The organism is Enterobacter chuandaensis, from assembly GCF_003594915.1.
Lineage (GTDB): Bacteria > Pseudomonadota > Gammaproteobacteria > Enterobacterales > Enterobacteriaceae > Enterobacter > Enterobacter chuandaensis.
Genome location: NZ_QZCS01000019.1, coordinates 1 through 13,332, shown reverse-complemented (window position 1 = coordinate 13,332; position 13,332 = coordinate 1). Strand labels below are relative to the sequence as shown.

The window sequence follows — 13,332 nt, the reverse complement described above, 5'->3', positions numbered from 1 at the left end:
GGCGCAGCGCCATCAGCAAGTTAACTCAGTTCGGGCACTTATAAACCTGGCCGCTCATCTGGCTGGCCGTTGGCACGAAGCTGGAAAGCATCCCTTGCGTCGGGCTGCTCACGCCGTAAATCACGTTACCACCCATAGCAGCAGCCTGGTTACGCAGGGCATTCGCCGCGCCGCGCATAGAACCGCCTTCTTCACCGTGCTGACCCGACATCCAGTTGCTTTGTTCACCGGTGGCCGTGCCTAACAGCTGGCATTCGCTGCCTGGCTTATCTTCCACAAAGCGAACGCCCTGGCCCGCTGCCGACAGTTCATTGCTGGAGCTACACCCCGCCAGCAGCAAAGCTGCTCCTACGATCCCTGCACAGACTTTTACGCGCATGTTATTCCTCGTTTTCAATAAGCTGGACAGTAGTTGTCCGTGTGTGAATCTTATACCTAAAAGATGACTAAAAGAAAAACCCCCGCGCATTTCTGCGAGCCAGATTCCGCACGGTACTCCTCCGACATCTTAAATGAATTCTGATAATGCCCTTTGGGATATCGTGTTTTAGCCCCCGATCGTTTTTAGTGGTGCGACGTACACCTTTTGTACGCGACTAAAAAAGGGGGTTTCATGAGTGCAACATCCTCAGGAGAGGAAAAAGTGTCATGGGTGGGCTATCTGGCGTTTGTCCTTACCATCGTATTTTTCTCGGGCTTTTTCGCGAAAAGTACCGAATGGTGGCGCGTGCTGGATTTTACCGTCTTAAACGGCAGCTTTGGTCCGGTGAACGGCGCGCTAACGTTTCGCGGTGAGGGCGGTACGGGGGCGAAAGACGGCTTCTTGTTTGCCCTTGAACTGGCGCCTTCGGTTATTTTATCGCTCGGGATCATTGCCGTCACCGAGGGGCTGGGCGGGCTGCGTGCCGCACAACAGCTTATGACGCCCATTTTGCGCCCGCTGCTTGGCGTACCGGGCATCTGCTCTCTGGCCCTCATCGCCAACCTGCAAAATACCGATGCCGCAGCAGGGATGACCAAAGAGTTGACCGACGAAGGGGCAATTACCGATCGCGAGCGCGCTATTTTTGCCACCTTCCAGACCAGCGGTAGCGCCATCATTACCAACTATTTTTCTTCCGGCGCTGCACTCTTTACCTTCATCACCGTCCCGGTGATTACGCCGCTTGCCGTCATACTGGTGTTTAAATTTGTTGGCGCGAACTTCCTGCGTCTGTGGATCGCCCAAATGGAAGATCGCCGCGTTCAGGAGGAAAAATGATCGCCCAGCCGCGTAAAAATATCATGGACATGTTTATTGATGGCGCCCGCCGCGGCTTTACCATCGCCACCACCAGCCTGCTACCAAATGTGGTTATGGCGTTTGTCATTATTCAGGCGCTCAAGGTAACCGGCCTGCTGGATATTGTCGGCAGGGTATGCGAGCCGATCATGGCGCTATGGGGACTTCCGGGCGCAGCGGCAACGGTCCTGCTGGCCTCGGTGATGAGTATGGGAGGCGGCGTGGGCGTCTGTGCCAGTCTGGTCGCCGCCGGCACGCTCAACGGTCACGATGCCACCGTCCTGCTGCCCGCCATCTATCTGATGGGCAACCCGGTACAAAACACGGGCCGCTGCCTGGGTACCGCAGGCGTAAACCCCAAATATTATCCGCACATTATTACGGTCTGCGTTATTAACGCCCTGCTCTCAATGTGGGTGATGCAGCTACTCTTCTGAGGAAATAAAAATGGATTTTTCAGTGCTCGAACCCCATCTTTTCCGCAATGCGCATCTTTACGCGCCGGAGGATCGGGGATATTGCGATCTGCTGATCGCCGGAGGAAAAATCGTCGCGATTGAAAAAACGGATCGCGCAACAACGCGGCTTAACTGTCCTGAAAGCGAACTCGCCGGGGCGGTGGTTTGCCCGGGCTTTATCGATCAACACGTGCATCTGATTGGCGGCGGCGGCGAAGCCGGTCCGCACACCCGTACGCCGGAAGTGCGGCTGTCGGCGCTGGTGGCGGCAGGCATTACCTCCGTTGTGGGCCTGCTGGGCACCGACGGCGTGACCCGCCATCCCGAGTCGCTGCTGGCAAAAACGCGGGCGCTTGAGCATGAAGGGATCAGTGCGTGGATGCTGACAGGCGCGTACGGGCTGCCGTCTCCGACAATTACCGGCAGTATCGAAAAGGATGTGGCGCTGATTGATAAAATCATTGGCGTGAAATGCGCAATTTCCGACCATCGCTCTTCCGCACCGGCTGATGACCAGCTCGCGAATATGGCCGCTCAGTCGCGCGTTGGTGGGCTGCTGGGTGCCAAAGCGGGCGTATCCGTGTTTCATCTCGGCAACAGCCCAGCGCTGCTGGAGCCGCTGTTTAACATCCTCAATAACGCCGACGTTCCCCGCTCGAAGCTGCTGCCAACCCACGTCAACCGCGCCCAGGCACTGTTCCTCGCCGCGCTGAACTATGCCCGCGAAGGGGGCTACATCGATATCACCACCAGCATTCATGAACCCATTGATGCCGCCACCGCCATCGTGGCGGCCCGTGAAGCTCAAGTGCCGTTTAACCGTCTCACCCTCAGCTCGGACGGCAACGGCAGCCAGCCGAATTTTGATGCGAACGGTAATCTGGTGGGCATTGGCGTAGCCGGGTTCGAATCTCTGCCTGAGACGCTGCAGCAGCTGGTCAACCGCTATCATCTGCCGCTGGAGGAGGCGCTTCTGCCGTTTACGCGTAACGTGGCGGAGTTTCTCGGGCTGGAGCATAAGGGGCGGATCGCGCCCGGATGCGATGCCGATTTCCTGGTACTGACGGACGATCTGAAGATCCGCGAGGTCTGGGCGAAAGGCCGCCAGATGGTGCGCGAAGGCGTAGCATGCGTGAAAGGAACATTTGAGTAGCGGTAATAAAAAACCCCGGGCATTTCTGCCCGGGGTTCGTTCTGAGAGGTTCAGAACAATATGATTACATCATGCCGCCCATTCCACCCATGCCGCCCATACCAGCAGCACCTAAATCAGGCGCGTCGCCTTTTGGCAGGTCGGTCACCATGCACTCGGTAGTGATCATCAGGCCAGCTACAGATGCCGCGTACTGCAGAGCAGAACGGGTCACTTTAGTTGGATCCAGGATACCGAAGTCGATCATGTTGCCGTATTCTTCAGTTGCAGCGTTGTAACCGTAGTTACCTTCGCCCGCTTTCACGTTGTTCGCAACGACAGATGGCTCTTCACCGGCGTTGGACACGATCTGACGCAGAGGAGCTTCCATCGCGCGCAGCGCAACTTTGATACCCACGTTCTGGTCTTCGTTCTGAGCGGTCAGGCCAGCCAGTTTAGCGGCTACACGCACCAGCGCGACACCACCACCCGCTACTACGCCTTCTTCTACCGCAGCACGGGTCGCATGCAGGGCATCGTCAACGCGTGCTTTCTTCTCTTTCATTTCAACTTCGGTCGCAGCACCAACTTTGATAACCGCAACGCCGCCTGCCAGTTTCGCTACGCGCTCCTGCAGTTTTTCACGGTCGTAATCGGAAGTTGCTTCTTCGATCTGCTTACGGATCTGACCAACGCGGCCCTGAATAGCGGCTTCTTCACCCACACCGTCGATGATGGTGGTGGTGTCTTTGTTGATCACAACGCGTTTTGCCTGGCCCAGGTCTTCCAGGGTCGCTTTTTCCAGCTCCATACCGATCTCTTCAGAGATCACGGTACCGCCGGTCAGGGTAGCGATATCCTGCAGCATTGCTTTACGGCGATCGCCGAAGCCAGGTGCTTTAACCGCAGCCACTTTCACGATGCCACGCATGGTGTTAACCACCAGGGTCGCCAGCGCTTCGCCTTCAACATCTTCAGCGATGATTACCAGCGGCTTGCCTGCTTTCGCAACGGCTTCCAGCACAGGCAGCATTTCACGGATGTTGGAGATCTTTTTGTCAGCCAGCAGGATGAACGGGCTTTCCAGCTCAACAGCGCCAGTTTCTGGCTTGTTGATGAAGTATGGGGACAGGTAACCGCGGTCGAACTGCATACCTTCAACCACGTCCAGTTCGTCTTCCAGACCGGTACCGTCTTCAACGGTGATCACGCCTTCTTTACCGACTTTATCCATCGCTTCAGCGATCAGTTTACCTACGGTTTCGTCGGAGTTAGCGGAGATGGTACCTACCTGAGCAATGGCTTTAGAGTCAGAGCACGGTACGGACAGCGCTTTCAGTTCTTCAACAGCGGAGGCGACAGCTTTGTCGATACCACGTTTCAGATCCATTGGGTTCATGCCAGCAGCAACGGCTTTCAGGCCTTCGGTGATGATAGCCTGCGCCAGTACGGTCGCGGTGGTAGTACCGTCGCCTGCAGCGTCGTTCGCTTTAGAGGCAACTTCTTTCACCATCTGCGCGCCCATGTTTTCGAACTTGTCTTCCAGCTCGATTTCACGTGCAACGGAAACACCATCTTTGGTGATGGTTGGCGCGCCGAAGGATTTATCCAGCACTACGTTACGGCCTTTCGGGCCCAGGGTCACTTTAACTGCATCTGCCAGTACGTTTACGCCGCGGAGCATTTTTACACGAGCGTCGTTACCGAATTTTACGTCTTTAGCTGCCATGTTCTTATTTCCTCAAATTCTCGTGCGTAAATTACGCTTCAACAATTGCCAGAATGTCGCTCTCGGACATGATCAACACTTCTTCATTGTCGATCTTCTCGGATTTCACGCCGTAGCCATCGTTGAAAATTACGATGTCACCAACTTTAACGTCCAGCGGCTGCACAGTTCCGTTTTCCAGGATGCGGCCCTTACCGACAGCGATGATTTCGCCACGCGTTGATTTGGCTGCTGCAGAACCGGTCAGAACGATGCCGCCAGCAGACTTGGTTTCAACTTCTTTACGTTTGACGATCACACGATCATGTAACGGACGAATACTCATTGATAGCTCTCCTTTGAGAAAGTCATTATCAGTTATGGATGACGCCGGTCCGCATGCGGTTTTCCGACTAGTGCCCTGAGAGATGGGGATAGCTTTTTACCCCTTCAAGGGGGAATCGAAAAAAAATTTGCGAAAGTGTTACCATCGCCTCTCTTTTGGTATTGGCAGGATGATGTCAATGAGTGGACTTAAGCAGGAGTTGGGGCTGGCGCAGGGCGTTGGCCTGCTTTCAACCTCCTTGTTAGGTACGGGCGTATTTGCCGTACCGGCACTGGCAGCGCTGGTGGCTGGAAATAACAGCCTGTGGGCGTGGCCGGTGCTGATTGTGCTGGTTTTCCCGATAGCCATTGTGTTTGCCATCCTGGGACGACACTTCCCCAGCGCGGGCGGCGTGGCGCATTTTGTCGGGCTGGCCTTTGGCCCGCGTCTGGAGCGCGTCACCGGCTGGCTGTTTCTCTCCGTCATTCCGGTTGGCCTTCCGGCGGCGCTACATATTGCGACCGGCTTTGGTCAGGCGCTGTTTGGCTGGCATAACGCGCAACTGCTGCTGGCTGAATTCGGTACGCTGGCCATCGTCTGGTGGGTGGGCTCACGCGGCGCCAGCTCGAGCGCGAATCTGCAGACGTTCGTCGCGGTGATGATTGTCGCGCTCATTGGCGCTATCTGGTGGGCGGGCGATATCACGGTAAAAGATATTCCGTTCCCGGCAGTCAGGGACGTCGATCATTCGCAGCTTTTCGCCGCCCTTTCCGTTATGTTCTGGTGTTTTGTCGGGCTGGAAGCGTTCGCCCATTTAGCCTCTGAGTTTAAGCGACCTGAACGCGATTTCCCGCGAGCCCTGATGATCGGCCTGCTGCTGGCGGGTACTGTGTATTGGGCCTGTACCGTGCTGGTGCTGCACTTCAACGCGTTCGGCGAAGATAAAGCCGCCGCCGCGTCACTGCCGGGTATCGTGGTGCAGCTGTTTGGCGTCAAAGCCTTATGGGTAGCCTGCGTGATTGGCTATCTCGCTTGCTTTGCCAGCCTCAATATTTATATCCAGAGCTTCGCCCGGCTGGTGTGGTCGCAGTCTCTTTATAAACCGGATAGCCCCCTATCACGCCTCTCAAAGCGTCAACTTCCGATGAATGCCCTGAATACCGTGCTGGGCTGCTGCGTTCTGAGTTCGCTGGGCATTTATCTTCTCGACATCAACCTTGATGCGCTGATTATCTACGCCAACGGTATTTTCATCATGATCTACCTGCTGTGCATGCTGGCGGGCTGTCGTCTGCTGAAAGGTCGCTATAAAGCACTGGCGGTCGTCGGGGGTGTGCTGTGCCTGCTGTTGCTGGCGATGGTGGGATGGAAGAGTGTGTACGCCATCGTCATGCTGGCGGGGCTGTGGGCATTTTTACCGAAGCGGAAAAATCCACAGGCCCGGTAAGCGAAGCTACCGGGCAAAAAAATTACCGATCGTCTTTATGGTCTAAACGGTCGCGCTGTTCATCCTTGCGCTGATACTCCCCTTCGAAGGTATCGCCTGGCCCTGTGCTGAACCCGCCGCCCGGCATGCGGCTAAACCGCAGATGCGGCAGCAGCTTCATGGTCAGGTGCTTCTGTACCGGCGGCAACAGTAACAGCAGGCCGAGGAAGTCGGTGAAGAACCCCGGCAGGATCAGTAGCAGGCCCGCAATAATCAGCGACACGCTTTTGATCATCTCTTCTGCCGGGCTTTCGCCTGCGGCCATCTTCTGCTGCATTATCAGGAAATTTTTGAAACCCTGATTACGCACCAGCGACATGCCGATGACGGAGGTGAAGATCACCAGAATCAACGTCAACAGGACGCCCAGCACGTGGGCAACCTGGATGAAAATAGAAATCTCAATGTAAACATAGAGAAAGAAAGCAATAAACGGTATCCAGCGCACTGGCATCTCCTGTGTGGCAGGCGCCATCTGGCCCCTGTCTGAATGTGTTCGCATCACGCGTCTGTAAGAGATGGAGACGGTTAGCCAAAATTCAATCGGTTTGCACGGATATTTTTTTCGGAAATATTAAAGCGGTGACACATTTCACAGATTAATAATTATCATGGAATCGGGTCGATAATAAGTGATCCAGCTTACGGCAATTCGCTATCATCAGCATATGATCTCGAACATCTGGCCGATTGAGGGAATAATCGTCGGTCAGAAAATATTCAAAACCACATATATGTTGTGTGTTTAGTACAATCCATCGGCAGCTTGAAAAGAAGGTTCACATGTTAAACAACATTCGTATCGAAGAAGACTTGTTGGGTACCAGGGAAGTTCCAGCGGATGCCTACTATGGTGTTCACACTCTGAGAGCGATTGAAAACTTCTACATCAGCAACAGCAAAATCAGCGACATCCCTGAGTTTGTCCGTGGCATGGTGATGGTGAAGAAAGCCGCAGCGCTGGCGAACAAAGAGCTGCAAACCATTCCTAAAAGCGCGGCAAATGCGATTATCGCTGCCTGCGATGAAGTGCTGAACAACGGCAAATGCATGGACCAGTTCCCGGTTGACGTCTATCAGGGCGGCGCGGGTACCTCCGTCAACATGAATACGAACGAAGTACTGGCAAACATCGGCCTTGAGCTGATGGGCCACCAGAAAGGTGAATACCAGTACCTTAACCCGAACGACCACGTTAACAAATGCCAGTCCACCAACGACGCCTACCCAACCGGCTTCCGTATCGCGGTTTATGCCTCCGTGGTCAAACTGGTCGACGCGATCAACCAGCTGGGCGATGGCTTCCAGCGTAAAGCGGTTGAGTTCCAGGACATTCTGAAAATGGGCCGTACCCAGCTTCAGGACGCGGTGCCGATGACCCTCGGTCAGGAATTCCATGCGTTTAACGTGCTGCTTAACGAAGAAACCAAAAACCTGCTGCGCACCTCCGAACTGCTGCTGGAAGTGAACCTGGGCGCCACCGCCATCGGTACGCGTCTGAACACCCCGGATGGCTATCAGCAGTTGGCGGTTCAGAAGCTGGCGGAAGTGTCTAACCTGCCGGTTGTGCCTGCGGAAGACCTGATCGAAGCCACCTCCGACTGCGGCGCGTACGTGATGGTACACAGCGCCCTGAAACGTCTGGCGGTGAAACTGTCTAAAATCTGTAACGACCTGCGCCTGCTCTCCTCCGGCCCGCGCGCTGGCCTGAACGAAATCAACCTGCCAGAACTGCAGGCGGGTTCTTCTATCATGCCAGCGAAAGTGAACCCGGTGGTGCCAGAAGTGGTGAACCAGGTCTGCTTTAAAGTCATCGGTAACGATACGACCGTGACCATGGCCTCCGAAGCGGGTCAGCTGCAACTGAACGTGATGGAGCCGGTGATTGGCCAGGCGATGTTTGAATCCATTCACATCCTGACCAACGCCTGCTACAACCTGCTGGAAAAATGCATTAACGGCATCACCGCGAATAAAGAAGTCTGTGAAGGCTATGTGTACAACTCTATCGGGATCGTCACCTACCTCAACCCATTCATCGGCCACCATAACGGCGACATCGTTGGTAAGATTTGCGCCGAAACCGGTAAGAGCGTGCGTGAAGTGGTGCTGGAGCGCGGACTGTTGACCGAAGCCGAGCTGGACGATATCTTTTCGGCCCAGAACCTGATGCACCCGGCATATAAAGCGAAACGATATACTGATGAAAGCGAACAGTAACAGTTCAGGCTAGGCTTCCGAAAGGCACGTCACTTGTGACGTGCCTTTTTTCTTTTTAAGCGTTACCTAAATACAACAATTCAATATCAACTTGTTAATAAGCAAGGCAGGTCTTTATGTTTGGAGCAGAACTCGTCATCGTCCTGTTGGCGATTTATTTGGGCGCACGACTCGGGGGCATCGGCATCGGTTTTGCCGGCGGTCTCGGGGTGCTTGTTCTTACCCTTATCTTTCAGATTAAACCCGGCGCAATCCCTTTTGACGTTATCGAAATCATCATGGCGGTTATTGCCGCTATTGCGGCCATGCAGGTGGCAGGTGGTATGGACTACCTGGTGAGCCTGGCAGAGCGTATGCTGCGCCGCCATCCTAAATACATTACTTTCCTTGCTCCGCTGGTGACCTGGTTTATGACCATTCTTGCGGGAACCGGCCACACGGCGTTCTCTACGCTGCCGGTGATTACCGAGGTGGCCAAAGAACAGGGTATTCGCCCGTCTCGCCCTCTTTCTATTGCCGTGGTGGCCTCTCAGATTGCCATTACCGCGTCGCCAATCTCTGCCGCTGTCGTCTTCTTCGCGGGTATTCTTGAGCCAATGGGCGTGAGCTACCTGACGCTGCTGGCGATCTGTATTCCGGTCACGCTGATTGCGGTGATGATTACCGCCGTGCTGTGTAACTTCCTCGGCGCCGAGCTGAAAGACGATCCGGTTTATCAGGAGCGTCTGGCAAAAGGTGAAGTGAGCCTGCGCGGTAGCCAGGTCTTCGAACTGAAGCCGCACGCGAAACGCTCCGTGCTGCTGTTCCTGATCGGTATTGTCGCCGTGATGTTCTACGCGACCGCCATCAGCGACACCGTAGGGCTGATCCAGAACCCGGTGCTGCCGCGTAACGAAGCGATTGTGGTATTCATGCTGACCATCGCCACGCTGATTAGCATCACCTGTAAAATCGACACCAGCGAAGTGCTGAATGCCAGCACCTTCAAATCCGGTATGAGCGCCTGCGTGTGCGTTTTGGGCGTGGCGTGGCTCGGTGACACCTTCGTGAAAGCGCACATCAGCGACATCCAGACCGTTGCCGGCGACCTGCTGCACAACTATCCGTGGCTGCTGGCGGTGGTTCTGTTCTTTGCCGCGACGCTGCTTTACTCCCAGGCGGCCACCACCAAAGCGCTGATGCCTGCGGCACTGATGCTGGGCGTGACGCCGCTGACGGCGATTGCCTCTTTCGCGGCGGTTTCTGCCCTGTTCGTACTGCCAACCTATCCAACCCTGCTGGCCGCGGTTGAGATGGACGATACCGGCTCAACCCGCATCGGTAAGTACGTGTTTAACCACGCGTTCCTGATCCCTGGCGTGGTGGCGATCACGCTCTGCGTCGTCCTCGGCTTTATCATCGGCGGCATTGTGCTGTAAACGGTTAACCGTTGTAAAAATAGTTAAAATCGGGCCGCTCTGCGGCCCGTTTCATTAATGACCAATCGTCTTGCGTGATATAGTGAAGACTTTCGTGATGAGGAGGTCGACTTGTGAACACGCCTGATGCTGTTGTCGTACTGTGTACCGCCCCTGATGAAGCCTCTGCCCAGGATCTCGCCGCCAAGGTGCTGGCCGAAAAACTGGCTGCTTGCGTAACTCTTCTTCCTGGAGCCACCTCCCTCTATTACTGGGAAGGCAAGCTGGAGCAGGAGTACGAAGTCCAGATGTTGCTCAAAACCAATCTGGCGAATCAGCAGGCGCTCCTCGACTGCCTCAAGTCTCATCATCCTTACCAAACCCCGGAACTGCTGGTGCTGCCAGTGGTCCACGGCGATAACGACTATCTCTCATGGCTCAACGCTTCTTTACGCTGATCCTGCTGCTGTGCAGCACGTCAGTATTTGCCGGGTTGTTTGACGCACCCGGCCGTTCAAACTTTATTCCTGCCGATCAGGCGTTTGTTTTCGACTTTCAGCAAAACCAGCACGACCTCAATCTGACCTGGCAGGTGAAAGAGGGATACTACCTCTACCGCAAACAGGTCAGCATCACGCCTGCAAAGGCTAACGTCGGCGCACCGCAGATGCCCGCAGGCGAGTGGCACGAGGACGAGTTCTACGGTAAGAGTGAAATTTATCGCCAGCGCCTGAGCGTGCCCGTCACGGTGAATCAGGCGGATAAAAATGCCACGCTGACGGTAACGTATCAGGGCTGTGCCGACGCGGGCTTCTGCTACCCCCCTGAAACGAAGGTCGTTCCGCTTAGTGAAGTTAAAGCGGCAGCCTCCCCTCTCCCCTCAGGGGAGAGGGCCAGGGTGAGGGGTGAAGGCGAAGCTGCTTCCGATCTGCCTTTCTCAGCACTTTGGGCCTTACTGATTGGTATCGGCATAGCCTTTACCCCGTGTGTCCTGCCCATGTACCCGCTTATCTCCGGGATTGTACTGGGCGGCACGCAACGCCTTTCCACCGCCCGGGCGCTGCTGCTGGCGTTTATCTACGTGCAGGGCATGGCGCTTACCTATACCGCGCTCGGCCTCGTGGTCGCCGCAGCCGGGCTGCAGTTCCAGGCCGCACTTCAGCACCCTTACGTGCTTATCGGCCTGTCAGCCGTATTTATCCTGCTGGCGCTGTCGATGTTTGGCCTGTTCACGCTGCAGTTGCCCTCCTCACTGCAAACCCGCTTAACGCTGATGAGCAATCGCCAGCAGGGCGGCTCTGCGGGCGGCGTATTCGCAATGGGTGCCATCGCCGGGTTAATTTGCTCCCCCTGCACCACTGCGCCGCTGAGCGCTATCCTGCTGTACATTGCTCAGAGCGGCAATATGTGGCTCGGCGGGGGGACGCTGTATCTCTATGCGCTCGGTATGGGCCTGCCGCTGATTCTGGTGACGGTGTTTGGCAATCGCCTGCTGCCGAAGAGCGGCCCGTGGATGGAGACGGTGAAAACCGCGTTTGGTTTTGTCATCCTGGCGCTTCCGGTGTTCCTGCTGGAGCGAATCATGGGTGACGCGTGGGGTCTGCGCCTGTGGGCCATGCTTGGCGTGGCGTTCTTCTCCTGGGCGTTTATCGTTAGCCTGGGGGCAAAAAAAGCGTGGATGCGTCTGGTGCAAATTCTCCTGCTTGCCGCCGCGTTGGTGAGCGTGCGTCCGCTTCAGGATTGGGCGTTCGGCTCGCCTGTGGGCCAGACGCAGGCGCATTTAAACTTTATACATGTTAAGAACGTCGATGAGCTCAACAGCGCGCTGGCTCAGGCAAAAGGTAAACCAGTAATGCTCGATCTCTATGCCGACTGGTGCGTCGCCTGCAAAGAGTTTGAAAAATACACCTTTAGCGATCCGCAGGTGCAAAACGCCCTGAAAGAGACGGTATTGCTTCAGGCAAACGTCACCGCCAACAGTGCGCAGGATAAGGCCCTGCTTAAACAGCTTAACGTACTCGGGCTACCGACCATTCTGTTCTTCAATGAGCAGGGAGACGAGCAGCCAGAACAGCGTGTAACCGGGTTTATGGATGCAACGGCATTCAGCGCGCATTTGCGCAATCGCCAACCGTAAACAACACTTTAGACGGGACATACCGTTGGGAATAGCGGAGGAGATAACCGTGCAACGCGAAGACGTACTGGGACAAGCCCTGCAACTACTTGAGATTCAAGGGATCGCCAGCACCACGCTTGAGATGGTAGCCGACCGTATCGATTACCCTCTGGATGAGCTTAAGCGCTTCTGGCCGGATAAAGAGGCGCTGCTTTATGATGCGCTGCGCTATCTCAGCCAGCAGGTGGATATTTGGCGCAGGCAGCTGATGCTGAATGAAGAACTGACTGCGGAGCAAAAGCTGCTGGCACGCTATACTGCTCTGACGGAATGTGTCAGCAACAACCGTTACCCAGGTTGTCTGTTCATCGCCGCCTGCACGTACTTTCCCGATCCCGGCCATCCTATTCACCAGTTGGCGGATCAGCAAAAACGGGCGGCGCATGACTTCACCCACGAACTGCTGACAACGCTTGAAGTGGATGACCCGGCAATGGTCGCCAGGCAGATGGAGCTCGTCCTTGAGGGCTGTCTGAGCCGTATGCTGGTGAACCGTAGCCAGGCCGATGTGGATACGGCGCACCGCCTGGCGGAAGATATTTTGCGGTTTGCTCAGTGTCGTATGGGCGGGGCGTTAACATAAGCGTAGTTTGGCTTTTTTGCCCCAGAAGCCAGCAAATTGCCGTAAACTTGAGCAGTTGAACAGCTTTTCCCGAAATAGTGTTGACGACCTCACGTGATTGCGGTTTAATGCGCTCCGTTGCCCGGATAGCTCAGTCGGTAGAGCAGGGGATTGAAAATCCCCGTGTCCTTGGTTCGATTCCGAGTCCGGGCACCACTATTTAAAGAACCCAGCCTATGGCTGGGTTTTTGCTTTTCTGTATTTGCAATGCACTGAATTTTCCCTCGTGTTCGCGGGCGTTTACGTCACCTGGCTGATGTCATTATCATCATCCCACTTCTGCTTGCCACACACCGGCGATACCCTTTGGCTCCCCTTCTCTGTACCTTAATTTTCATCCACGCCATTATTCTTAAGCTGTTCAGAAGCGATGCCGGGCACGATATCAGCGAGTTAACGCTGGATGAGGGTGGGATTGCTGAGTTTATTGTGAGGTGGCGTGCGGTCTGACTTGCCGGGTGGCGGCTTCGCCTTACCCGGCCTGCCGTTTTTTCAGCGCAGAAACGCAAAAAGGCCATCCTTT

13 protein-coding genes, 1 tRNA gene and 1 pseudogene are annotated in these 13,332 nt (G+C 55.4%); 11 read left to right on the top strand and 4 right to left on the bottom strand.

Annotated features, from left to right (window positions below; all coding sequences use genetic code 11):
• Positions 1-25 precede the first annotated feature (25 nt).
• Positions 26-379, bottom strand: coding sequence for a DUF4156 domain-containing protein (locus tag D5066_RS21010; protein ID WP_014882205.1), 354 nt, complete (start codon positions 377-379; stop codon positions 26-28).
• Between the two features lie 234 nt (positions 380-613).
• Here D5066_RS21010 and D5066_RS21005 point away from each other — a divergent pair, with 234 nt between their 5' ends.
• The 3 genes from D5066_RS21005 to iadA are packed head-to-tail and all read left to right on the top strand — an operon-like array spanning position 614 to position 2,893.
• Positions 614-1,261 (top strand): nucleoside recognition domain-containing protein, encoded by a 648-nt coding sequence (locus tag D5066_RS21005; RefSeq protein WP_080328774.1) that lies wholly within the window; start codon positions 614-616, stop codon positions 1,259-1,261.
• Positions 1,258-1,719, top strand: a complete 462-nt coding sequence (locus tag D5066_RS21000) for a YjiG family protein (RefSeq protein ID WP_080328773.1) — start codon at positions 1,258-1,260, stop codon at positions 1,717-1,719. Before D5066_RS21005 ends, D5066_RS21000 begins: the two co-directional genes overlap by 4 nt.
• 10 nt (positions 1,720-1,729) lie before the next feature.
• Complete coding sequence (gene iadA / locus D5066_RS20995; RefSeq protein WP_119917117.1) at positions 1,730-2,893, top strand: beta-aspartyl-peptidase; 1,164 nt, start codon at positions 1,730-1,732, stop codon at positions 2,891-2,893.
• Positions 2,894-2,957: 64 nt separating this feature from the next.
• Here iadA and groL read toward each other — a convergent pair whose 3' ends face one another.
• Together groL and D5066_RS20985 are read right to left on the bottom strand one after the other, a co-directional pair.
• The gene (gene groL / locus D5066_RS20990; protein ID WP_023310114.1) at positions 2,958-4,601 is read right to left on the bottom strand and encodes a chaperonin GroEL; all 1,644 of its coding nucleotides are present in this window, start codon (positions 4,599-4,601) and stop codon (positions 2,958-2,960) included.
• Between the two features lie 31 nt (positions 4,602-4,632).
• Positions 4,633-4,926: a co-chaperone GroES gene (locus D5066_RS20985; RefSeq protein WP_003855929.1), complete on the bottom strand. Its 294-nt coding sequence runs from the start codon at positions 4,924-4,926 to the stop codon at positions 4,633-4,635.
• 178 nt (positions 4,927-5,104) lie between these two features.
• On the opposite strand from D5066_RS20985, the gene yjeH reads away from it, so the two are divergent.
• Positions 5,105-6,352 carry an L-methionine/branched-chain amino acid transporter gene (gene yjeH / locus D5066_RS20980; protein WP_119917116.1) on the top strand — a complete coding sequence of 416 codons (1,248 nt, stop codon included), beginning with the start codon at positions 5,105-5,107 and terminating at the stop codon, positions 6,350-6,352.
• Positions 6,353-6,374: 22 nt separating this feature from the next.
• On the opposite strand, the gene D5066_RS20975 is transcribed toward yjeH, so the two are convergent.
• Positions 6,375-6,839, bottom strand: coding sequence for an FxsA family protein (locus D5066_RS20975; RefSeq protein WP_028015228.1), 465 nt, complete (start codon positions 6,837-6,839; stop codon positions 6,375-6,377).
• Between the two features lie 335 nt (positions 6,840-7,174).
• Between D5066_RS20975 and aspA the strand changes: the two genes are divergently transcribed.
• The 7 genes and pseudogenes from aspA to D5066_RS23375 form a co-directional block, all read left to right on the top strand.
• Complete coding sequence (gene aspA, locus D5066_RS20970) at positions 7,175-8,611, top strand: aspartate ammonia-lyase (protein ID WP_003855923.1); 1,437 nt, start codon at positions 7,175-7,177, stop codon at positions 8,609-8,611.
• A gap of 116 nt (positions 8,612-8,727) precedes the next feature.
• Positions 8,728-10,029: an anaerobic C4-dicarboxylate transporter gene (locus tag D5066_RS20965; RefSeq protein ID WP_008502949.1), complete on the top strand. Its 1,302-nt coding sequence runs from the start codon at positions 8,728-8,730 to the stop codon at positions 10,027-10,029.
• A 113-nt stretch (positions 10,030-10,142) separates the two neighbouring features.
• Complete coding sequence (gene cutA, locus D5066_RS20960) at positions 10,143-10,466, top strand: divalent cation tolerance protein CutA (RefSeq protein ID WP_014168278.1); 324 nt, start codon at positions 10,143-10,145, stop codon at positions 10,464-10,466.
• Positions 10,442-12,145 carry a protein-disulfide reductase DsbD gene (locus D5066_RS20955; RefSeq protein ID WP_119917115.1) on the top strand — a complete coding sequence of 568 codons (1,704 nt, stop codon included), beginning with the start codon at positions 10,442-10,444 and terminating at the stop codon, positions 12,143-12,145. Before cutA ends, D5066_RS20955 begins: the two co-directional genes overlap by 25 nt.
• 49 nt (positions 12,146-12,194) lie before the next feature.
• Positions 12,195-12,770 carry a transcriptional regulator gene (locus D5066_RS20950; RefSeq protein ID WP_119917114.1) on the top strand — a complete coding sequence of 192 codons (576 nt, stop codon included), beginning with the start codon at positions 12,195-12,197 and terminating at the stop codon, positions 12,768-12,770.
• 119 nt (positions 12,771-12,889) lie between these two features.
• Positions 12,890-12,965: transfer RNA gene (locus D5066_RS20945), tRNA-Phe, on the top strand.
• Positions 12,966-13,064: 99 nt separating this feature from the next.
• A pseudogene (locus D5066_RS23375) lies at positions 13,065-13,163 on the top strand (DUF2238 domain-containing protein); the annotation flags it as partial.
• Positions 13,164-13,332 lie beyond the last annotated feature (169 nt).